The organism is Methylobacterium sp. E-046 (assembly GCF_022829625.1).
Classification (GTDB): Bacteria; Pseudomonadota; Alphaproteobacteria; order Rhizobiales; family Beijerinckiaceae; genus Methylobacterium; species Methylobacterium longum.
Map to the genome: position 1 here is coordinate 136,288 of NZ_JAKSYP010000090.1, position 21,832 is coordinate 158,119.

Genomic DNA, 21,832 nt, shown 5'->3' on the forward strand with positions numbered 1-21,832 from the left:
AAGATCTGGTCGGGACGGCTGCGGTGGCACGCGGATGCGCGGCCGCCGGATCACTGATCGGCACCGATCTTGGGCTTCCAATATTGAAGAAGGCGTTATGCGGCGATCTTCGCACTGATAAAGCGCTTAATCCTATCAGCGCATACCGTATACGGCCGTTGGCCCATCGACGCCGCGAGCGGTCGAGAAGGCAATTCGACCCACGTCTTCCGCGACTTACCCCGGTTCCGAATTGCCGCCCGACAGCCGCGATAGGCCAAGTGACGGCATCGGAGCCGGCAACGCGAAGCCCGAGGCCGGGACTCGCCGAGATCGAGAACGCGCTGACCCGCCTCGCGGACCAGATGTTGATGCAGCCGTGACGAGCCACTCGAACCGACCCGGCGGCTTAGACGAAGGAACTCAGTCCCCGATCCCGAACAGCTTCTCGATGAAGTTGCGGTCGTCCTTCTGCGCCCGGCGCGTCGGCGCGGCCTGACGCGGCGCCGGCGCTTCCTGGTCACCGAAGATCTGGCCTAGGATCCCGGCCGGCGACGGCGGAGCGGCGCTCGCCACGGAGGCGGTGGTTTCCGGCGCCCTGCGCCAGCGGTTGAGCCCCGGAAGCGGAACCGGCGCTTGCCCCTTCAGGGCCTGCGTCATGTAGGTCTTCCAGATCTCGGCGGGCAGGTTGCCGCCCGACACCTTCTTGGTCAGCTCGCCATCGTCGTTGCCGAGCCACACGCCGGTCACGAGACTGCCCGAGAAGCCGATGAACCACGCGTCGCGATAATCCTGGGTGGTGCCGCTCTTGCCCGCGAGGTCCCAGCCCGGGATGTCGGCCTTCTTGCCGGTACCCGACACGAAGGTCTCGTGCATCATCGCGTTCATCATGCCGTCGGCATCGGCGCTCATCACCCGGCCCAGCCCGCTGTCGGCCCGCTTGTAGAGTACCTTGCCGTCCTGACCCTTCACCGCCGTGACAACGTACGGGATCACGCCGGTGCCGCCGTTGGCGAAGGCCCCGTAGGCGCCGACCATCTCCAGCAGCGTCACCTCGGAGGTGCCCAGCGCGATCGAGCCGTTGGCCTGGAGCGGCGAGGTGATGCCGAGCTTCTGCGCGGTCTGGACTACGGCCTTCGGGCCGACTTCCTGGCCGAGCCGCACCGCCACGGTGTTGAGGGACTGCGCCAGCGCCGTCCGGAGCGTGACCGCGCCCTCGTAGCGGTGGGAATAGTTCTCCGGCGCCCAGTTGCCGATCCGGATCGGGGCATCCTCCCGCACGGAATCGGGGGTCGCGCCGCGCTCCACCGCGGCCAGGTAGACGAAGGGCTTGAACGAGGAGCCGGGCTGCCGCTTCGCCGTGGTGGCGCGGTTGAACTGACTCTGCGCGTAGTCGCGGCCGCCGATCAGCGCGCGGATCGCGCCGTCGGGTCGCATGGAGACCACGGCGCCCTGGCTCACGTTGAAGCGCGCGCCCTTGGCGTTGAGTTCGTCGGTGAGCGCCTTCTCGGCCAGCGCCTGCATCCCCGTATCGACGGTCGTCTGGACGGTGATGTCAGTGTCGAACTTGCCGACGTAATCGTCGAGCACGTCCATCACGAGGTCGGCGACGTAGTTGGCCGAGCCGCCGCCGCGGGCGTTGGCGGGTCTCGCCGGCTGGGCGAGCGCCACCTTCACGTCCTGCGCGGGGACGAAGGCGAGTTCCTGCATGGCGGCGAGAACCTGGGCAGCGCGCGCCTGGGCGGCCGGAAGGTTGCGGTTCGGCGCGAGCCGCGAGGGCGCCTGCACGAGACCTCCGAGCATCGCGGCCTGCGCGAGGCTGACCTCCTTGGCGGGCTTGCCGAAGTAGCGCTGCGCCGCGGCCTCGACGCCGTAGGCGCCGGCACCGAAATAGACGCGGTTCAGGTAGAGTTCGAGGATCTCGTCCTTGGAGTATTTGTGCTCCAGCCAGAGGGCGAGGATCGCCTCCTGGATCTTGCGCGATGCGGAGCGCTCCGGCGTCAGGAAGAGGTTCTTGGCGAGCTGCTGGGTGAGGGTCGAACCGCCCTGCGCGACTCCGCGCCGGGTCAGGTTCTGGCCGATGGCCCGCAGGATACCGACCGGGTCGACACCGAAATGCTGGTAGAACCGCCGGTCCTCGATCGCCACGAAGGCCCGCGGCAGGTAGGGCGGAAGCTCCTTGATCGAGACCACCCGGCCGCCGGTCTCGCCGCGGTTGGCGAGCAGCGAGCCGTCGCTCGCCAGGATGGCGATGTTGGGCGGACGCTTCGGCACCGCGAGCTGGTCGATCGGCGGCAACTGGGAGGCGTGATACGCGATCAGACCGGCCAGCCCGATGACGCCCCAGAGGCCGAGCACCACGGTCGCGTAGGTGAGCCGGCCGAGCCAGGAGCGGCGACGCCGGCCGCGGCCCGGCGCTTTCGAGCGGCCTGTCGCCTTGGTCGGCTGGCGCGATGTCCCGCCCGATCGCTTCGCCACGCGGTCTCCTGTCCCGGGACGGTCGTCGCGGGACAGGCGCAGATCGAGTTCGCCGCGATCCCGCGCGCGCCCTTCGGGCACGTCGAAGTTCGGCTCAATCCTGCCTCGACCCTTGGCCATGCATCCCGTCTTCGAATGATCCGAACCGGCCCGTCTCTTCTGCGGTGCGGAACGGTTTCCGCACGTCAAATGCGGCGGTTTCGCGCTGCGGACGGAAATGACCCGTGGGTCAGCACCGCCGGCCCACCCTTTCGAATCCGTTTGTGACCGCAGCGCGGTAACGGTGGGGGAGAAGGGTGGCCATTCGGTTAAGGCTACCGGCGACCCAGGCGGTACCGGGGCTCAGCCAGATCCTGAGCCGACCGCCGGACCGGGAGGAGGTCGGTTCGCCGTCAGGCCGCATCGGTCGGGAGCGGATGTCGCGCCGGCTACCGCTTCCAGCCCGGTATCGCCGCTGGCAGGATCGGTTGCGCAGTCCGACAGCGGCCGCTCCGCCGCCTCAGCGGCACCGGCTCGTCGCGACGGCCTCCGCGCAGACGGCATCTGACATCCCTCGGTATCCGGAGACGGCGTTCAGGGCCGTCGGAGCGGGTCCCCTCGGCGGGGAGGCTTGCGCTCGCGCGCCGAGATGCCGACCGCCGACGGAAGGTTCGGCTGAACGTCGATGGATGGGTGACACCGCACCGGAGCGGATCGTGCAGCCAGCGCCCGGTGTGAATCTTCGCGAGCGACCCCAGCGCCTCGGTCGACACCACCCCTTCGGCAGCGGTGGTGAAGCTCCGCGGAAGGTCCCGCGTCGCCACCCTGGAGCGCGTCAGCGTCGGCTCTCCGGCGCCGCCTCCGCCGGTAGCGGGGCCCCGAGGACATGCCGGGCTTCCTCGAGCAACACCTGATGCCGGGCGGCTTGCGGACCGGCATCCGGCGTCTCCCGGCCGAGGCGGGCGATCCGCGACAGGAACAGGCGGCGGCGCAATCCGAACCGGCCGACGCTGGCCGCGAACGCCCGCAGGACCAATCGGACCGCCTCCGTCCGCTCCCGCTCCCGTACGAGCTCGTCCTTCAAGGCCGCTTCCCGCCGGAGCGCGTCCTCCAGGTCGCCACGGACGGCGTCGCGGCGCGCCTGGTCCATGCGCGCGGCGTCCAGCTGGATCCGGCATTCCTGCAGGGCGCTGAGCAGCAAGAGCTCCTGCGCGGACGCGTCCCTCATGAAGGTCTCCTCAGAGCGCCGATCTCCGGTGATCCCGCGGCGGGTCCGATGATCGTCGCAGCATCGCCGGCACCCGGCAGGCCGATGGGACGCCATAGCGAGCGAGGCGCTCGGCCGGAAGCCGTCAACCCGATTATGCGGCCGCGCCGCGACGAGCCAGGGGGATTCTCGAACGAGCGTGGACCGGTTGGCGCAGCCCTCGGCGCCTCGACGAGGGAGAGGGCCCGATCGCACCGCCCCCACCGCGCACCTGCCGGCGCCATACGCCGCATCGAGCGGGCCGCATGCGGGAGCGCGACGTCGGCACGAACCGTGGCCGAAGCTCCAGTCGCCGTGAGGTTCGCGCACCGACCGAACGCAGAAGACTACGGACCGTCCGGTTGTGGCCGGCGCGGCGAACCGGGCGATTATTGATCTCGAAACCCGCAGGCAATTCAGAGGCGGTATTCAGCCTGTTAACCGCCATCCGGCATCGTCCCGCCGTGCCGGGTCCGGCTCCGCGGGCTCGCGGATCCGATGGATGGAGGGGCTGATGACGGAGAATCGCCGCGGCGCTTTCCGAAAGAACGCCTTCACGTTCGGCACGCTGCTGCTCGCCTGCGGCGAGGTCGGCTGCCTCGTCTGGGACGCGACCGAGACGGGCGCCCAGATCGAGGTGGCGGAGGACCAAGCCGTGCCCGATCGCTTCCCGCTGCGCCTGACCGAGAACAGCGATCCGCGGCTAGCTTCCGTGGCGTGGCGGCGGGACCGCCGGATCGGCATCGCCTTCGAGGGCTGACGCGCCGGCTCAGGTCACCTGCAGTGCCGGTCGCCCCCGCACGCCCGGTTCCGCCAGCCGGAACCGGGCGGGGCGGACGAACAGCAGCGCGAGCGGCGTGTTGCGCACCATCCGCTCCAGAATCAGTGGAAGCAGCACGGCTGCCGCCATGACGGTCACGCTCGCCAAGCCAACATCTGCGATCGCGCCGGTGCCGACGAGATATCCCCGCATCGCGGCCATCGGCAACGAGAAGGCCAGATAGATCACGATCGAGCGCTGGCCGCAGACCCGGATCGCCTCCGCGATCGGACCGCCCGCCCGGGTGATCAGCGCCGCCCCGACGACGATGGCCAGGGCCCCCGCCGCGCCGAGGGCGAGGCTTACCAGGGGCAGGCTCGCCAGCGTCGGATAGGCCGGATGGCTCGACGGCGTGAGGGCGAGCCAGCCCTCCACCGTGGCCCAGGCGGCGAGGCCGCAGAGGGCGAGGCCGACCCGGGCACGGGCGGCGTCCGCCAGCGCGAAGATGCGGTCCGCGAAGAGGTAGCCGGCGACGAAGTAGACGTAGCGGGCGCAGAATTCCTCGATGAGGGTCGAGTCGCTGCGGAGATCGGCGATCTGCAGCAGCGCCGCGCCGGCCAGCAGCACCGCCGCGGGGACGCGGCGGAGCGCCTTCGTCACCACCGAGAACACCGCCAGCAGGTAGATGAACCACAGGCTCGAATAGGGCTCGATCAGGGCATGCGCGAGGTGCCCGGCGAATGCCGCAAACCCGTCGTTGCCGGCGATTTTCCCGTACCGGGCGGCCGACTGGATCACGAGCCAGAGCAGGTAGAAGTACGCGAAGTGCACGACGCGGCGGTCGGAGAACAGCCGCCAGTCCCGGTCGATTACGCGGCCCATGAACAGGCCGGACAGCAGGAAGAAATCCGGGATCCGGAACGGCTTCGCGAAGGCGACTACAGGGTGCAGGAAGCCCTCTCCGCCCATGGCCTCCCCGGTGCCGATGACCGAGTGCATCATGACGACCAGCAGGATGCAGATGCCCTTCGCGACATCGACCCAGGCCAGCCGGCCCGCCGTTCCACCTGCCTGCCCCATCGATCCAGCCCCCGCGACCGGACCATCCTGCATCGACAAGGTTGACGGGTTCCCGCCGCGCGGCCGGCGACCTCTGGACGTGCCCAACACCCGGTAAACGCGGTCGGCTTGGTGGGCAGGCCGTCAGGTTCGCCGCTTCGCCGCACGCCGGTCGCGCGTCATGCGTGTTGCCGCATGGAAGTCGTCGGGCTTGCCCCGGACCCACGCGAGGAACCGGGTGATCTCAGGATCCATGCGCAGGGCCGCCACGTCGGCGAGACGCTTGGCGATTTCGGCCTCGCTGTAGCGCGCATGGATGGCGGAATGGCAGATCTGGTGCAGCCGTACCGTCCCACCGTGGGTCCCCCCCTTCAGCTTCGGCGTCAGGTGATGGAGGCTGGAGCGGGCGCGCGCTGGGATCGGCCGCTCGCAGAGCGGGCAGATCGGATCGACGCGTGCCTCTGCCGCGATCGCTTCGGGATCATCGGCGCTCCAGCGCCGCGAGCGCCGGCCGACCATCCGCCTCCTCCTCGCGTTCCTGCCGCTACGGTACCACCTGCTTTGCGCGCACGCGGACCGGACCGACCGACCCGCCGAACAGCGCCTCGGCCTCTCGATCCCGGACGCCCAGAATGGACACGTGATCGCCCGCGACCGGATCGAACCGTGCCCGGGCTCCCGCCGCACGCGCGAGGGCCAGAGCGAGCTTGGCCGGGACCACCGCGTCGTCGCGGCCCTGGACGATCAGGACGGGGCCGGTTCCGGCGCGGATGCGCCGATCGGAGCGATAGGTGTCGCGCAGGAGCCAGGCCGGGACCAGCGGGGCATGCAGCCGCACCACGTGGGTCATCGAGTCGAAGGGCGCCTCTAGGTAAAGCCCGAGGGCCGGGACGCGCTCGGCGACGGCGATCGCCACGGCGGCGCCCAGGGAATGGCCGTGCAGCAGGATCGGCGCCCCCGGGGCGCGCTCCGCGGCGGCGGCGACGGCCGCCAGACCGTCCCGGATCAGGCCCTCCTCGCTCGGCTGGCCGGTCGAACCCGGATAGCCCCGGTAGGCCGGTGCCAGAACCCCCCAACCGGCCGCCGCCCAGGGTTCGCCGGTGAAGCGGGCCGCGTGCGGTTCGGGGCGTGAGCCGTTGCCGTGGAAGGTCACGACGACGCCGCGGCCCGGGGCCGGCGGCCGCCAGAGGGCATGCAACCGCTCGCGGTCCGCGGTGATCAGGGTGATCGGGGCGACGCCCTCTGGCGTGGGTAGAAGCACCGGCGTCCGGTAGGCGCCCGGGTAGAGGAAGCGGCGCTGATTGAACGCCAGCGCGGCCAGCGACACACCGTAGAGGAGGAGGACCGCGAGGCCGAAGCCGATCAGGAGACGCATATCGGGCAGGGGACGGCGACCGGGCGACGGATGTATCGGATCTGTCCTCTACGGTTCGGGCCCTGCATTGACAAAGGCTTCTCCGGGCCCGAGTCTGGAACCGTTCCGAGGGGGGCCCCGCAGGGGGCTGAGATTGGGCACGTGGCCCTGACCCTTGAACCTGATCCGGCTCATACCGGCGGAGGGACGGGAACCTGCGGTCGCGCGTCGCGCGGCCGGCTCTCATCTCAACCATCGCGTGGACCGGACCGCTCCAGAACGAGGAGAGGCCCACGATGAACGCACCCGTTCTCCCGAAGGACGTGAAAGGCAGCCCCGAGGCCGTGACCACCGGCCCGGTCACCGGATCGCGCAAAGTCTACGCGAGCCCCGCCGGCAGGCCGGATATCCGCGTGCCCTACCGCGAGATCGCCCTGTCCGATCCGAAGGAGCCGCCGGTCCGGGTGTACGATCCGTCGGGCCCCTACACGGAGACCGACGCGCGCGTCGACCTCAGCGCCGGCCTGCCTGGCGTGCGCGAGGCCTGGCTCGCGGGACGCGGCTACGCGGCCGTCGAGCCCCGGGCGGTCAAGCCGGAGGATAACGGTTTCGCGGGCGACAAGCTCGTGGCGCCCTGCCCGGCCGAGCGCACGATCCGCAAGGCTGCCGACGGCCAGATGGTCACGCAGTACGAGTTCGCCCGCGCCGGGATCATCACCGAGGAGATGATCTACGTCGCCCACCGCGAGAACGCCTGCCGCGAGGCCATGCTGGAGGGCGCGGAGGCCGTGCTCGCCGACGGCCAAAGCTTCGGCGCCTCGGTCCCGCCCTTCATCACCCCCGACTTCGTCCGCGACGAGATCGCCCGCGGCCGGGCGATCATCCCGGCCAACATCAACCACACCGAGCTGGAGCCGATGGCGATCGGCCGGAACTTCCTGGTCAAGATTAACGCCAACATCGGCAACTCGGCCGTCACCTCCTCGGCGGCCGAAGAGGTCGAGAAGCTGGTCTGGTCGATCCGCTGGGGCGCCGACACGGTCATGGACCTGTCCACCGGCCGCAACATCCACAACATCCGCTCGTGGATCATCCGCAACAGCCCGGTCCCGATCGGCACGGTGCCGATCTACCAGGCGCTGGAGAAGGTCGGCGGCGATCCGCTCAAGCTCGACTGGGAAGTCTTCAAGGACACGCTCATCGAGCAGGCCGAGCAGGGGATCGACTACTTCACCATCCATGCCGGCGTGCGCCTCGCCCACGTGCCTCTGACCGCCCGGCGAGTCACCGGCATCGTCTCGCGCGGCGGCTCGATCATGGCCCGCTGGTGCCTCGCCGGGCACCGGGAATCGTTCCTCTACGAGCGGTTCGACGAGATCTGCGACATCATGCGCGCCTACGACGTGTCGTTCTCGCTGGGCGACGGCCTGCGGCCGGGCTCGATCGCCGATGCCAACGACGCCGCGCAGTTCGGCGAGTTGGAGACGCTGGGCGAACTGACCAAGGTCGCCTGGGACAAGGGTTGCCAGGTGATGATCGAGGGCCCCGGCCACGTGCCGATGCACAAGATCAAGGTCAACATGGAGAAGCAGCTGAAGGAGTGCGGCGAGGCGCCGTTCTACACCCTCGGCCCGCTGACGACCGACATCGCCCCCGGCTACGACCACATCACGTCGGGCATCGGCGCCGCCATGATCGGCTGGTTCGGCACCGCGATGCTCTGCTACGTCACCCCGAAGGAGCATCTCGGCCTGCCCGACCGGGACGACGTGAAGACCGGGGTGATCACCTACAAGATCGCCGCCCACGCCGCCGACCTCGCCAAGGGCCACCCCGCCGCGCAGCTGCGCGACGACGCGCTCAGCCGCGCCCGGTTCGACTTCCGCTGGGAGGACCAGTTCAACCTCGGGCTCGATCCCGATACGGCCCGCCGCTACCACGACGAGACGCTGCCGAAGGATGCCCACAAGGTCGCGCATTTCTGCTCGATGTGCGGTCCGAAATTCTGCTCGATGAAGATCACGCAGGATCTCCGCGCCGAGGTGCTGGCGATGGAGGTGGCCGGTGAGGTCGTGGGCGCGTCGCCCGCGATGTCCAAGGCCGAGGCCGAGGCCGGCATGCGGGCGAAGTCGCAGGAGTTCCTGGCCGAAGGCGGCAAGCTCTACGTCGACGCCGCGGAGTGACACGACGTCGGGCCCGGGTCCTCGCGGATCCGGGCCCGAGACCTGCCGCCGAGGCCCTCTCTCTGCCGTCGTGACCGGCGGAAACCCAGGATTCGCTGGCGTGCGAGACATCGTGGGCGCGGCTGCCTCCACGGTTCCGCTTTGCAGCCCGCTTGATGGATCGGCGCGGATAACAGCGGGCTTTTGTTCACGCCCGGTAACCGGATGTTCATCGCGTGTCCGGACCGGACGCCGCATTCGGTGGACGAGCGGTTCCCTTTAAGGAACGCTTAGGCAGGCCCTCCGCTCAATCCTTCGATCATAGGATCGCAGGAGATCAGCCATGGAGATCCGCCCGCTCACCAATCCGACGCCGGGGCCGCTGGGCCTGGACGCGCTCGGCGCGACCGCCGCCCCCGCGGTCACGCAGGAGGCGCCCGAGTCCGCCTCGTCTCCGCTCGAGCCGGCGGTGAAACTCGACATCGAAACGACCGGAAGCAAGGCGCGCTACATCCGCGACCTGGACACGAGCACGATCGTCTTCCAGGTGATGGATCCCGCGTCCGGCACCGTTCTGGAGCAGTTGCCGAGCGAGACGGCCCTGCGCAATCGCGCCTACGATCCCGCGCGCGGCGCGCACGGATCGCAGCCCGGCAGTCTGTCCCGGGTGGCCTGAGCCGCGCCCTCAGGCCCGCAGCCGGCGGATGGCGGCCTCCGGTCCGGTTTGCCCGAGACCGAACCGGGTCAGTGAGTGAACCTCCACCGGCGCGTTCCGCCGCGCGACCACGACGCTGTTCTCCGCGACGGGCGTCCACGTCCCGTGGTCGCGATCCAAGGGCTCGGACGCGATGACCACGCCCCCCTCCGAGGCGCGGTAGTAAAGGGAGTTGGCCCTGTCGTTGGCCGCGTAGCGGAAGGCGTAGAGATCCCGCCCGTCGGCGAGCGCGGCCGTGAACCGGAACGGATGCTCGCCCGCCAGTTCGGTGAGCCGCGCCAGGGCACGGGCCGTCGCCTCCATCGGGTCGCGAGGCGGCGTGCTCCCCATCAGCCCGCAGCCGAGCAACCCGAGGAACATCGCCTCGGAATCCGTCGTCCCGGCGCGGGACGGGTAGAGTTCATCCGGGATCATCGCCTCGACCGGCCGACGCAGACGGTTCCAGTCGCCGATATAGCCGTTGTGCATGAACAGCCACGGCCCGCACGCGAACGGATGGCAGTTCGGCCGGGTGATCGACGTCCCCGTGGCGGCGCGCACATGCGCGAAGAACAGGTGCGAGTGGAGGTGGCGGCACAGGTAGCGCAGATTGTCGTCCGACCAGGCGGGCTGAACCTCGCGGTAGCGGCCGGGTTCGGGATGGTCGCCGTACCAGCCCAGCCCGAATCCATCGCCGTTCGTGGCTGCGGTCGATTCCAGCGCCTGGATGCTCTGCGAGACGAGGCTGTGGGACGGCTCGGTGACGTAGTGCTCCAGCGGGATGGTGCGTCCCGCATAGGCGATCCAGCGGCACATCGACGGGCTTCTCCGGGTGGCGGTCCCGGGTCTGATCCGGGACGATCATGGGCAAAGCGCGGCACCTTGAGCGCCGCATCGATCACGATCCCTCGCGAGAGCCGTGCCGCGGCCGCGGCCGTCAGACGCCGTGGGTCTGGAGCCAGCTCTCCAGCAGGGCGACCTGCCAGAGCTTCGAGTTGCCCTTCGGGGTCAGAGTCCCGTCCGGGTCGGCGAGCAGACGGTCGACGTAAGGACGGTTGAAGATGCCTCGGGACCGCGCCTCCGGCCGGCCGAGCACGTCGCGGACGTAGTCCAGGAACGGGCCGCGGATGTGCTTGAGCGCCGGGACGGGAAAATAGCCCTTCTTCCGGTCGATGACCTCCGCCGGGACGACCGCCCGCCCCGCTTCCTTCAAGATGTACTTGCCGCCGTCGCGGACCTTCAGGGAGGCCGGGATGCGGGCCGCCAGTTCGACCAGGTCGTGATCCAGGAAGGGCACGCGCGCTTCGAGCCCGCAGGCCATGGTCATGTTGTCGACGCGCTTGACCGGATCATCGACCATCATGATCTGCTGGTCGAGCTGCAAGGTCTTGTCGATCGGGCTCGCGCTCTTCGAGGCGGAAAAGAAATCGGCGAGAAAGGCCGTGCTGTGATCGCCGCCGATCATGTCGGGCACCAGCGCCTCGCGCATCTCGGCATGGTCGCGGTCGTGATACGCCTTGGCGTAGTCCGCCACCGGATCGCTCGACTGCATCAGTTTCGGGTACCAGTGATAGCCCCCGAACACCTCATCGGCGCCCTGTCCGCTCTGGATCACCGTCACGTGCTTGGCGACCTCCTGGGAGAGAAGCAGGAAGGCGACGGCATCGTGGCTCATCTGCGGCTCGGACATCGCCGCGATGGCGGCGGGCAGCGCCTCGAGGGTCCGGGAGCCGTCGACCGCCAGTTTGGTGTGGTCGGTCTCGAAGGTGCGAGCGATGATATCCGAGTACTTGAATTCATCGCCCTCGACGCCGTTCACGGCATCGAACCCGACCGAGAAGGTCTTCAAGCCGGTCTGCCCGTTGCGGGCGAGCAGCGCGACGAGCAGCGAGCTGTCGAGGCCACCCGAGAGCAGGACGCCGGTGGGCACGTCGGCGACCTGTCGGCGCGCGACGGCGGTGGCGGGGGTTTCGAGGACCGCCTCGCGCCAGTCGGCCTCGGTCATGCGGCGATCGGCCTCCCTCGGGCCGATCGTGACACTCCAGTAGATCTCTTCACTGCGGCGTCCGTCGGCTTCGAGCGTCAGGATCGTCGCTGGCGCGAGCTTGCGTATGCCCCTGAGGATGGTCAGCGGCGCGGGCACGCCCGCGTGCCAACTCATGTAGTGATGCAGCGCTACCGGATCGATCGCGGTGTCGACATCGCCGGCGGCGAGGAGGGCCGGGAGCGACGAGGCGAAGCGGAAGCGACCGCGGGTCGCGCTGTAGTAGAGCGGTTTCACGCCGAGCCGGTCCCGGGCCAGCACGACGCGTCCGGAATCCCGCTCCAGGATCGCGAAGGCGAACATGCCGTAGAAGCGCGCGACGCAGCCCTTGCCCCAGGCATGATAGGCCTTGAGGACCACCTCGGTATCGCTCGTCGAGAAGAACGCGTAGCCCTTTGCCTCCAGCTCCGCGCGCAGCTCGCGGAAGTTGTAGATGCAGCCGTTGAAGACGATGGCGAGACCGAGGCCCGGATCGACCATGGGTTGCTGGCCTGCCTCGGACAGATCGATGATCTTCAACCGGCGATGTCCGAAGACGACGCGGCCGGAGCCGAACAGACCCTCGCCGTCCGGGCCGCGCGGCCGGAGACAGCCCATCATGGCCTTGACTGCGGCGGGATCGGCCGGACCGTCGAAGGTGATCTCACCACAGATTCCGCACATCGTGGAAGAACGTCCCTGTTCCGGCGGCCTCGTCGCCTCCACGGTGCGCAACGGTCCTGCAACCGCAGCGTTCCGCCGCCGAAGGCTTTCGACAGACGGTTGTTTCGTTCCTCAATCGGGTCGTTCGGCCCCGCGACGCGGCCTCGCCGCCCCTCAGGTTGTACCTTGACGGCCTCGAGAGAGGTTTGCGCCCGCAGGGAGCTGGCCCAAACCCGATCCGGGTCATAGCCACGGCCGTGGATCGCGCGTTGGACGTCACGGACGGCCGATCCGGGCCGGCGAAACCTTGAGCGCGAGCGGGATTTATTACCCCATGATCGATCTGTATGCCTGGAACACGCCGAACGGACGCAAGATCAGCGTGGCGCTGGAGGAAATGGCGCTGCCGTACCGGGTCAAGCCGGTGGATATCACCCAGGGCCAGCAGCACGAACCGGATTTTCTGGCGATCAGTCCGAACAACCGCATCCCGGCCATCGTCGATCCGGAGGGACCGGACGGCGCGGCGATCTCGGTGTTCGAGTCGGGGGCGATCCTGCTGTATCTCGCGGAGAAGACGGGACGTTTCCTCCCCGAAGACCGGCGAACCCGCGTCGCCGCGCTCGAATGGCTGATGTGGCAGATGGGCGGCTTCGGGCCGATGCCCGGCCAGGTGCACCACTTCCTGGGCGTCGCCGAGAAGGACCGGGCCTACGGTCTCACGCGCTACCTCAACGAGACGCGACGGCTCTACGGCGTCCTCGACCGCCGTCTCGCGCAGGTCGCCTATGTGGCCGGTCCGCTCTCGATCGCCGACTTTGCGATACTCGGCTGGGTCTGGCGCCATGAGCGACATCAGGTGGACCTCGCCAATTATCCCATGGTCGAGCGCTGGTACCGCGACCTGATGGACCGGCCCGCCGTGGCGCGGGGCTTCGCGGTGCCCCTCAGCTGATCGGCGGACGAGATCGTCGCGTCTCAACTGTTGCCCGCTGACCCGTCGCAGCCGCCGTCGGGATCGGACGCAGGCGGTGTAGAGGTAGCGCCGCGCATCAAATTCGTCGGCGCACGGCCTCAACGGCCGTGCGGGTTGTTGACTCGGAGGCCCTGCGCCGTCCAAAACGCTTCCCGACGCGGGCGTAGTTCAGTGGTAGAACGTCAGCTTCCCAAGCTGAATGTCGTCGGTTCGATCCCGATCGCCCGCTCCAACGCACGCACCGGACAGCCTGCCCTCCGGTACTCCGGCCCCCGGGAAGCTTAGACAGCCGTATTCCGCGTCAGCTCCTGTCGTCCTCGCCGTCCGCATCGGAGAGTGCGGCCTTTGCGGTCCGCCGCGGTCGATCATCGGGCCTTCGCACCGCCCGGCGGATCCGGCCGATAGGTGATCCGGAAGGCTGTCGGGAACGGCGTGCCCCCGTCCTCGACCGGCCCGTCCGCTCGGACATCGTGCCGGAGCAGGATTCGACGCACGATCTCTGGGACCATGACGCCCGCCACGTGGCGGCCCAAGCATTCGTGGTGACCGAGTCCGAAATGCAGGAAGGCGTGATCCGGGCGGGTCGCGTCGAAATGGTCGGGATCCGGCACGCAATCGCCATCGAACATCGCCGAGAGGCTGAGCGGCAGGACGGCCTGGCCTTTCCGGATCCGGGCCTGACCCGAGCTGCCCTGACCAAGGACGTGGTCGGCCTCGGCCTGTCGGAACATGAAGGCCACGATCGGCGCGAAGCGCAGCGCCTCCCACACGAAACCGTCGAAGGCGGCGGGGCCGGCCGAGGCGGCGGCCCGCGCGGCCGCGTGAACGTCGGGGCGGCGGAGGATCTCGGCGAGGGCGTTCACCACCGCCTCCGCGGTGGTCTCGATGGTGCCGATGAGGAGGCCACCGACGTTGATGACGACCCGGTCCATGCCGAAGCCCGTCGCCGCCGGAAGGCGCAGCCGCAGGAGCCGCGTCAGGCTGTCGTCGGGCACGTCGGCGCCCGCTTCAAGGGCGGCCACCCGCGCGGGTATGAGGGAGGCGAAGGCCGCGCGCATCTCATCCCGGGCGTGGGCCGCGGCGGCCTGGACCGCATCGGCATCGGGACGTCCGTCAAAGGGCAGGTTGTTGAATTGATCGAGCTGGTTCGCGTACGACCAGCGCAGCAGGTCGTCGTCGGAAGCGGCGAACCCGAAGAAGCGCTGAACGATCCGCAATGGCACCAGCCGCGCGATCGAGGCGACGACGTCGAGGGCGCCGTTGCCCGCGTCGAGGGCGGCGTCGGTGATGGATCCCGCGAGGTCGCGGATGGCGGGAAGGTCGCCCCACGGCAACACCGCGCGCATCACGGCCTTGTCGCGGTAGTTCACCTCGGTTTCGTCCAGCGCCAGCATGAATGCGCCCATCTTGGGCTTGTAGAGCGCGACCGAGAAGACACCCGGGAGACCTAGGATCTCCGCCACCGCGGCGCGTTTCGCGACGAGGACGACGGCGCCACAATCCAGCACGGGCTGCCGTGCCCGCAGTTGCGCGAAGAACGGCCGCGGCGCACGCCTGATCCAGTCGTGGGCGACCGGCCAGCGCTCATCCTCCGGCAAGGCCAGCAGGGTATCGAGGCAGGGTGCGTCCTGCATAACGCTCCGCATGCGGGTTCTCCGTGCCGCGTTCCGGGGCTGCTCCGCGGCGCGCATCGTCAGTGCAGGGATATGTCCAGACCCTCGCGCAGGCGCGCGACGAGCTCGCCCTGCCGGTGCGTCTCCGTCTTGGCGAAGAGCGACCGCAGCTGCGTTCGGACCGTCGAGATGGCGATCCCGCGCTCCTGGGCATGGGCGTTCAGCGATCGCCCGGACGCGACCGCGTTGGCGAGGATCGCCTCCGCGCTGGTCAGGCCGAACAGGCGCTGGAGGCGCGTCGCTGAATTCTCCTGGGCCTTGGGCGCGCCGCTGCGGATCACCACCGCGAGTTCGGCCTTGACCCGCGTCCCCGTCCCGGCGGGTCGCCGCGAGAGGGGGTGCAGCGACACCCGGTAGAGCATACCACTCTCGCCGCAGGTGATCGCGATGTGCTCGGCCTGCGTGATCGTGGCATCGCCGCTCGCCGCCGCGAGCGCTTCGCTCGCGGCCCGTGCGATCCGGCGGGAACACTGGCTGTCCTTGATGGCCAGACTGCCCTTGTCGAGGGACAGGCCCGTGCGGGCCTTCGCGAGTTCCTCGGCGGCGCGGTTCGCATGCGCCACCCGCAGGCGGGAATCGGTCAGGATCACCGCCGCGTCGAGCAGGTCGAGGGCGGAGGCGAGGTCGGAGGACCGTTCGGAGGCCTGACGCATCAATGCGTAGAACTCGAAGGCGCGGCGCAGGTGCGGCACGAGCATCGCGAGGCGCCGCACCTCCGCCGGCCGGAAGGCTCCAGCCTCCTCGTCGCGCATGGCCGCGAGCGTCGCCATGACGTCGGCCTCGCGGGCGAAATAGGTGACCAGGCTGTGCTCGATTCCGAAGGGACGCACGACCTCCTTGAACAGGGCGGTCTCGCGGAACTGCGCCGCATCGACCCCCTCCTCGGCGCGGATCACCTTACCCTGGTTCGAGAGGATGTAGGGGAGGCGCGGATCCTCGGTGGCGTGACGGTAGAGAAACGTCCGGTACTGCGACCGGTCGAAGCCGGAGACGGCCCACATCGGCTTGCGCGTCCCGTCGAGGCTGAAGACCGCCAATTGACCGACCCGCCCGCCGACGAAGCTCGTGAGATCTTCCAGGAGAGCCGGCCACTCTTCCGGTTGCCCGACCCGGTCATAGATCGACCCAACCAGTCGGGAATAGACCTCAAGTTCCTCCATAGCCACACTCCACGGTGAGTGACAGGTTCACGGAACCTAGCGCAACGTCCCCCGGCTGGCATCATCAATAAACGACAAGCGAATATCGATACTACCAATATTTGTTGTGCGGAACCAATAAAGCTCAGAGCGCCCGCAGATATCTGAGGAGCTGACGCCGCTGCGCGTCATCCAGCCGGTCCGCCCCGTTGGTGGTGGCCGCGTGACCGCGTTTCGCAGTGGCCGGTCGTGTCGTGTCGGACTTGAAGGGACCTGTCGCCCAGATCCCGTCGAGGGGGCGTGCCTTGTAGACCGGGCGATCGCGATCCTTCCGCCGGTCGAGGTACCGCTCGCCGAGCCGCTTGCCGCTGGCCTGCGAGACATCGTCGAGCAGGGTGTTCTCCGATGCGGCCGCGGAGGCGTCCGCCAGCGCGTGCGATCCTGGAAACTGTCACGGTCGCATCTCGGGCATGGACGAACCTTGCGCCTTGCGGACTGAGTCGGGTATTCAATAACCGCTGGCACATCCAGGCGCCTCATCCGAATGGATGACGGCTTTTCTCAGCAAATGGCACGTGCCGCGGCGTCCGCACGGCGTTGTTGTCTCAATCGCCGATGGCGCGCAGGCGCCGCTGTGCCTGCACGCGACGCCTCAGGTCAGCGGACGCCGCCGCCGACATTGATCTCCTCACCGGTCACCCAGCGCGCATCGTCGGAGGCGAGGAACGCGACCACTCCGGCGATGTCGTCGGGCTGGCCGGCACGGCCAAGCGGTGTCTGCGCGACGAAGCCGGCTTCCATCTCCGATCCGGCGATGCCGGCGGTACGCGTGCCCTCGGTCACCACGAAACCCGGGCTCACCGCGTTCACGCGGATCTTGCGCGGCGCCAATTCGTTCGCGAGCACACCGGTGATCACGTTCAGGGCGCCCTTCGTACCGCTGTAGACGGCCGAGTTCGGAGGCTGGATGCTCGCGGCGATCGACGAAATGTTGATGATGCTGCCACCCTCTCCGAGGTGTTTCGACGCCGCCTGCGTCGCGAGGAGCACGCCCAGCACGTTGACGTCGAAATGACGGCGGTAGTGCTCCTCGGTCACCTCCGCGAGGGCGGCGAACTCGTACACGCCGGAATTGTTGACGAGGATGTCGAGCCGCCCGAACGCATTCACCGCGGCGTCGACGAGACCCTGAGCCTCCTCGCGCTTCGACACGTCGGCCCGGACGGCGATCGCCCTGCCGCCATCCGCGGTGATCGCCGCCACCACGGCATCGGCCCCCGCCTGGCTCGACGCGTAGTTCACGACGACCGCCGCCCCATCCTTGGCCAACGCTCTGGCGATGGCGGCGCCGATACCCTTCGATGCGCCCGTCACCACCGCGACCTTGCCGTCGAGCTTGGACATGTGTGTAAACCTTCGCCACGGGACGGTGCCGGGATGGCCTCGCTAGTCCCATAGTTCGGAATTTCAGAACTAACGGGACGAAGCGCAAGGCCCCATATGGTTGAATCATGAGGCCTCTCTTCCATCCCGCGATCGACGACGTTCGGCCGGAGGCGATCCTTCACGCGCTCTCCGACCCCGACCGGGCGTCGATCTTCGCCAAGATCGCCCAGGCGGGCTGCGTCGAGACCTGCGCGACGGTCTCGGCGGTCGGAGACCGGGTAATCCCGAAATCGTCGCTGTCCAGCCACTTCAAGGTGCTGCGCGAGGCCGGATTGATCCGGTGCGAACGCCACGGCGTGGAGATGCGCAACCACGCGCGCTGCGCCGAGATCGACGGACGCTTCCCGGGCCTTCTCGCCGCGATTCTGACAGCCTACGCGGCGCGATCCGTCTGACCGGGCGCTCAGACCGCGGGCCCGCGCCGCGTGACGCCTCCTTTTTCCTGGCGAAGAGCGAGGCAGCACGCAGGTCAACGAATGCGGTTCCGTGCCCTATCGCGTGGCACCTGCGGGGCGCGGCGCTGCGGGCGGTCGCGAGCCGATGTTCTCCCGCAGCGTCCGGCCCTCGTACTCGGTGCGGAACAGACCCCGCCGCCGCAGCTCGGGCAGCACCAGCTCGATGAAATCGTCGAGCCCGCCCGGCAGGGTCGGCGGCATGATGTTGAATCCGTCCGCACCCCCGGCCTGGAAACGCTCCTCCATCTCGTCGACGATCTGGGCGACCGTGCCCACGATCTGCGAGTGGCCGCGCGCGCCCGCGATGCGCAGGTAGAGCTGGCGCAGTGTCAGCCCTTCCCGACGGGCGAGGTCGACCATCAATTGCTGTCGGGACTTGATGCCGTCGGTCTCGGGCAGCTCGGGCACGGGCCCGTCGGGATCGTGGCCGGACAGATCATGCCCGCCGATCATTCGGCCGAGCAGGGCGAGACCGACGACGGGATCGATCAGATCCTGCAGGGCCTCGAACTTGGCCCGCGCCTCCGCCTCGCTGCGCCCGACCACGGGGAAGAGACCCGGCATCACCTTCAGGTCGTCAGGCGAACGGCCGAAGCTGGCCATCCGCGCCTTCAGGTCACCGTAGAACGCTACCGCCTCCTCGAGTGTCTGGTTCGCCGTGAAGACGATCTCGGCGGTGCGCGCCGCCAGATCCTTGCCGGGCCCCGAGGATCCGGCCTGCACCAGCACGGGCTGGCCCTGCGGCGTGCGCGAGATGTTGAGCGGTCCGCGGACGTCGAAATACTTGCCGCTGTGATCGAGCGGGCGGAAGCCGTCGGGCTTCGAGAACTGTCCGCTGGCGCGGTCGATGATCACCGCATCGTCGTCCCAGGTGTTCCAGAGGCCGAGGACTACGTCCACGAACTCTTGGGCGCGCTCGTAGCGGTCTCCGTGGCCAGCGATCCGGTCGCCGCCGAAATTGGCCGCCTCCGCATCCGTCGCGGAGGTAACGAGGTTCCAGCCGGCCCGTCCGCCGCTGAGGTGATCGAGCGACGCGAACCGACGCGCGACGTTGAAGGGCTCGTTGAAACTCGTGGAGGTGGTGGCCACGAGCCCGATCCGGCTGGTCACAGCCGCGAGCGCCGACAACAGGGTGACCGGCTCGAAATGGGTGGAGCGCGCGGTCCGCTCGCTCGACCGCAGGTCTAGGTCCCGGATGCCGGATCCGTCCTCGAGGAAGATCAGGTCGAACTTCGCCGCCTCGGCGCGGCGCGCCCAGCCGACGTAGCGTTCCAGGACGAGGCCGCCATCCGCCTCGCTGGAGGGATGGCGCCAACCCGCCACGTGGTGGCCGGTCGCGTAGAAGAACGCGCCGAGGCGCAGGTGATCCTGTCTCATCGATCCGACTGATACCGGGGCCAGCCCGGTCCGGGCTGCGCGGAACACGGATCTTAGCGGAGCAGGCGCCCGGCGGCGAACCGTCAGCTGCGGGAAGCTGCGCTCCGTCCAGCCCTGTGACAGCGGATCCACGATGCAGGCCGACGCGGGCCACCCGCTGGAGGGGCCTGACATCGTTGGGAGCCGGGAGGCGTGTCCGGTGCCTCGCGGGCCGCATTCCCGCGCGGCGGTGCGAGCCAGTCTGCCCGTTCCGCCGGGCCGGGGATGACTACAGGTACGAGAGCCGCAGCCGCCACTCGGCTTGGTCCGGCGGTTCGACAGGACCGGCGCGCGCCGGGACGGACTCGGACTGCGTGATCTGCTCGGCGAAGGTCCGCTCGACCGGATGATCCAGCGTCGAAACGCAACCGCCGAGCAGCAGCGCGATCAGTCCCGCCAGAACAAGCATCCGCGGGGATGCGATGAGGGGGCCGGCCGCGCGCATGGGCTCATCCGGTCGAGGCAGCTGCGAGCGCCATCAGGCTGCCGCCCGTTCGGCGGCGGGCAGCAGGTCGCGGCTCGCCTGCTCGATCCGGCGCAGCCACTCTTCGGCAGCCTCCGCGCGCAGCTCTGCGGCCTGCGCCCGCGCCTCAAGGGCCTGAAGCTGCGCGTCCGACTCCGCTCGCAGATCCCGGACGCGGGCCTCGGCCTGGGCCTGGACGTCCTTGAGCTTCGCCTCGGCCTGTGTCTGGCACTCGCGCAGGAGAACCTCGAAGGCGCGTGTTTCCTGCTGCGCGCGCTTCAGTTCCTGAAGCAGGGCGTCCTGCTCCGCGGCCTGCTCGCGCAGGCGCATCTCCTGCTGCTGAGCGGCACTCTTGGCCGCGGTGAGCGTGTCGAGCACGCTGGTCCAGTCCGATGCCAGCCGGCGTGACGGGGCGGTGGGCATCGCTGCGGGGGGGGATTTCAAGGCGGGGACCTGCGGCGCCGGCCGGACGGGAGCGACCGGCATCCGCCCCTCGGCCTCCGGGCGCTGCGCGGTGATCTGCGCATCGAGGGTGGCCCAGAAAGCCTCGTCCATCGCAGGCATCACGTGTCCCTTTTCCTGTCACTGTGCGGAGACGGTCGCGTCAGGCGTCCTGCGTGCCGGTCTTGAGCGGCGCCGGCTCGACGACGAATTCGGACTCGATCGCATCCGAGATGCGGCGCAGCCACTCCTCGGCGGAGCCGGCGCGCTCCTCGGCCACGCGCGCCCGCTCCTCGGCGGCGCCGATGAGGGCGTCGGCCCGGGCCTGGATCTCGCGGGTGCGCTGCTCGGCGGCGCGGACCTTGGCGTCGGCGTCCCGCATGTCGGCGCGCACCTGCTCCAGGAGTTCGTGCACGCGGACCTCGTAGTCCTGCGCGCGATCCTCGATGTGCCGGATGTACTGGGCAGCACCGCGTACCCGCTCCAGCACGCCCGGCCACTTGCCGGAGGCCGCCTCGGCGGCGGGTCCACGTGCCGCGGGCGAACCGGCGGGCACCGAGGCCAGGACGACGACCTTGGCGGGGGATGCGGGCCCGCCGGGCCCCGAGGCCGGCGCGAGATGCGCCTGGCGTTCGGCCGGCTGGTCAGCCGTGGTCCATCGTGAGTGTTCCATCATCAATCCTGGAGCCCGTCTCGGAGGAAGCGCTGCGGCACCCGCAGCGTCTCAGGCCTCGGCCTGGCTCATATGCCCCCCCAGCAGCAGGTTCTTCGCCGCCGCGTCGATCCGGGACAGCCACTTCTCGGCGGTGTCGGCTCTCACATCGGCCACCCGGACCTGCTCCTCGGCAGCCCGGACCCAGGCTTCAGCCTCGGCCTGGATCGTCCGCACCCGGGCCTCGGCCTCGGCACGGATCTCTTCCACCTGCGCATCCGCGTCGGCCTGGATCCGCTGCAGGCGGATATCGGCGCGGGCCTGGATCTCGTGGGCGCGCATTTCGGACAGCTGGAGCCTCTGCTGCGTCTCCTTCAGCTCGCGCTGCAGGGTCTCGAGCGCCATCTCGTGCGTCGCGCTCTGGGAGCGCAGGCGCCGCTTCTGCTCGTCGGCCAGCCCCACCATGCCGTTGATGATGTCGAGGGTGCTCATCCAGTCCGACACCGCCTCGTCCTCTGCGTCGTGAGCGCCGGCGGGCGGCTCGGCATCGTTGACGGCCGGGTCCGGCAGAAGCGCCGCGTTGGAGTCCTCGACCTGCTGCCCCAGGCGCAGAGCGGGCGCCTCGGCGCCGGTGAAGGAGGGTTTGAGCCTCAGGATCTCGGCTGACGGTTTCTCGACGATGCGGTCGAGACTTTCCGCGACCTGCGTCAGGATATGAGACCACGAGGCTGTGGGCGCCGCAACCATGATGAAATCTGCCCTTCCGAGAGCCGA

Annotated in this window: 20 protein-coding genes, 1 tRNA gene and 1 riboswitch; of the genes, 6 read left to right on the forward strand and 15 right to left on the reverse strand. The window is 69.3% G+C overall.

All coding sequences use genetic code 11. From position 1 onward, the window contains the following. Positions 1-402 precede the first annotated feature (402 nt). Positions 403-2,577 carry a transglycosylase domain-containing protein gene (locus MKK82_RS07940; protein ID WP_238285135.1) on the reverse strand — a complete coding sequence of 725 codons (2,175 nt, stop codon included), beginning with the start codon at positions 2,575-2,577 and terminating at the stop codon, positions 403-405. Between the two features lie 694 nt (positions 2,578-3,271). After that, on the reverse strand, positions 3,272-3,664 hold the full coding sequence (locus tag MKK82_RS07945) for an ATP-dependent helicase (protein WP_238285133.1): 393 nt from the start codon (positions 3,662-3,664) through the stop codon (positions 3,272-3,274). Positions 3,665-4,196: 532 nt separating this feature from the next. Here MKK82_RS07945 and MKK82_RS07950 point away from each other — a divergent pair. Beyond that, complete coding sequence (locus MKK82_RS07950) at positions 4,197-4,442, forward strand: pilus assembly protein PilZ (RefSeq protein WP_238285132.1); 246 nt, start codon at positions 4,197-4,199, stop codon at positions 4,440-4,442. Positions 4,443-4,451: 9 nt separating this feature from the next. Here the strand turns inward: MKK82_RS07950 and MKK82_RS07955 are convergent, their stop codons facing one another. The 3 genes from MKK82_RS07955 to MKK82_RS07965 form a co-directional block, all read right to left on the reverse strand. Continuing rightward, a complete protein-coding gene (locus MKK82_RS07955; RefSeq protein ID WP_243985222.1) occupies positions 4,452-5,522 on the reverse strand; it encodes an acyltransferase family protein in 1,071 nt (356 codons plus the stop codon). Between the two features lie 123 nt (positions 5,523-5,645). After that, complete coding sequence (locus MKK82_RS07960; protein WP_238285130.1) at positions 5,646-6,020, reverse strand: HNH endonuclease; 375 nt, start codon at positions 6,018-6,020, stop codon at positions 5,646-5,648. A gap of 25 nt (positions 6,021-6,045) precedes the next feature. After that, on the reverse strand, positions 6,046-6,876 hold the full coding sequence (locus MKK82_RS07965) for an alpha/beta hydrolase (protein ID WP_238285128.1): 831 nt from the start codon (positions 6,874-6,876) through the stop codon (positions 6,046-6,048). A gap of 98 nt (positions 6,877-6,974) precedes the next feature. Next, a riboswitch (TPP riboswitch) is annotated at positions 6,975-7,080 on the forward strand. A 71-nt stretch (positions 7,081-7,151) separates the two neighbouring features. On the opposite strand from MKK82_RS07965, the gene thiC reads away from it, so the two are divergent. Then, positions 7,152-9,038: a phosphomethylpyrimidine synthase ThiC gene (gene thiC, locus MKK82_RS07970; RefSeq protein ID WP_243985224.1), complete on the forward strand. Its 1,887-nt coding sequence runs from the start codon at positions 7,152-7,154 to the stop codon at positions 9,036-9,038. A 322-nt stretch (positions 9,039-9,360) separates the two neighbouring features. Beyond that, a complete protein-coding gene (locus MKK82_RS07975) occupies positions 9,361-9,693 on the forward strand; it encodes a hypothetical protein (protein WP_243985225.1) in 333 nt (110 codons plus the stop codon). A gap of 9 nt (positions 9,694-9,702) precedes the next feature. Here MKK82_RS07975 and MKK82_RS07980 read toward each other — a convergent pair whose 3' ends face one another. Together MKK82_RS07980 and MKK82_RS07985 are read right to left on the reverse strand one after the other, a co-directional pair. Beyond that, entirely contained in the window at positions 9,703-10,527 is an 825-nt protein-coding gene (locus tag MKK82_RS07980; protein ID WP_238285125.1) for a class II glutamine amidotransferase, read from the reverse strand. Between the two features lie 121 nt (positions 10,528-10,648). Further along, the gene (locus tag MKK82_RS07985; protein ID WP_243985227.1) at positions 10,649-12,418 is read right to left on the reverse strand and encodes an N-acetylglutaminylglutamine amidotransferase; all 1,770 of its coding nucleotides are present in this window, start codon (positions 12,416-12,418) and stop codon (positions 10,649-10,651) included. Positions 12,419-12,731: 313 nt separating this feature from the next. Between MKK82_RS07985 and MKK82_RS07990 the strand changes: the two genes are divergently transcribed. After that, positions 12,732-13,352 carry a glutathione S-transferase N-terminal domain-containing protein gene (locus MKK82_RS07990; RefSeq protein ID WP_238285122.1) on the forward strand — a complete coding sequence of 207 codons (621 nt, stop codon included), beginning with the start codon at positions 12,732-12,734 and terminating at the stop codon, positions 13,350-13,352. A 178-nt stretch (positions 13,353-13,530) separates the two neighbouring features. After that, positions 13,531-13,605: transfer RNA gene (locus MKK82_RS07995), tRNA-Gly, on the forward strand. Positions 13,606-13,738: 133 nt separating this feature from the next. Here MKK82_RS07995 and MKK82_RS08000 read toward each other — a convergent pair. The 3 genes from MKK82_RS08000 to MKK82_RS08010 form a co-directional block, all read right to left on the reverse strand. Next, on the reverse strand, positions 13,739-15,019 hold the full coding sequence (locus tag MKK82_RS08000) for a cytochrome P450 (protein WP_243985229.1): 1,281 nt from the start codon (positions 15,017-15,019) through the stop codon (positions 13,739-13,741). A 47-nt stretch (positions 15,020-15,066) separates the two neighbouring features. After that, the gene (locus MKK82_RS08005; protein ID WP_238285035.1) at positions 15,067-16,206 is read right to left on the reverse strand and encodes a helix-turn-helix transcriptional regulator; all 1,140 of its coding nucleotides are present in this window, start codon (positions 16,204-16,206) and stop codon (positions 15,067-15,069) included. A gap of 636 nt (positions 16,207-16,842) precedes the next feature. Further along, entirely contained in the window at positions 16,843-17,589 is a 747-nt protein-coding gene (locus tag MKK82_RS08010; protein ID WP_238285034.1) for a glucose 1-dehydrogenase, read from the reverse strand. Positions 17,590-17,696: 107 nt separating this feature from the next. Between MKK82_RS08010 and MKK82_RS08015 the strand changes: the two genes are divergently transcribed. Then, entirely contained in the window at positions 17,697-18,026 is a 330-nt protein-coding gene (locus MKK82_RS08015; RefSeq protein WP_238285033.1) for an ArsR/SmtB family transcription factor, read from the forward strand. A 96-nt stretch (positions 18,027-18,122) separates the two neighbouring features. Here the strand turns inward: MKK82_RS08015 and MKK82_RS08020 are convergent, their stop codons facing one another. The 5 genes from MKK82_RS08020 to MKK82_RS08040 form a co-directional block, all read right to left on the reverse strand. Then, on the reverse strand, positions 18,123-19,463 hold the full coding sequence (locus MKK82_RS08020) for an LLM class flavin-dependent oxidoreductase (protein ID WP_238285032.1): 1,341 nt from the start codon (positions 19,461-19,463) through the stop codon (positions 18,123-18,125). Between the two features lie 268 nt (positions 19,464-19,731). Continuing rightward, complete coding sequence (locus MKK82_RS08025) at positions 19,732-19,947, reverse strand: hypothetical protein (protein WP_238285031.1); 216 nt, start codon at positions 19,945-19,947, stop codon at positions 19,732-19,734. A gap of 33 nt (positions 19,948-19,980) precedes the next feature. After that, positions 19,981-20,529, reverse strand: a complete 549-nt coding sequence (locus MKK82_RS08030) for a hypothetical protein (protein ID WP_238285030.1) — start codon at positions 20,527-20,529, stop codon at positions 19,981-19,983. 40 nt (positions 20,530-20,569) lie between these two features. Continuing rightward, positions 20,570-21,079 (reverse strand): hypothetical protein, encoded by a 510-nt coding sequence (locus tag MKK82_RS08035; RefSeq protein ID WP_238285029.1) that lies wholly within the window; start codon positions 21,077-21,079, stop codon positions 20,570-20,572. A gap of 51 nt (positions 21,080-21,130) precedes the next feature. After that, positions 21,131-21,805: a cell division protein DivIVA gene (locus MKK82_RS08040; RefSeq protein ID WP_238285028.1), complete on the reverse strand. Its 675-nt coding sequence runs from the start codon at positions 21,803-21,805 to the stop codon at positions 21,131-21,133. Between the last annotated feature and the right edge of the window lie 27 nt (positions 21,806-21,832).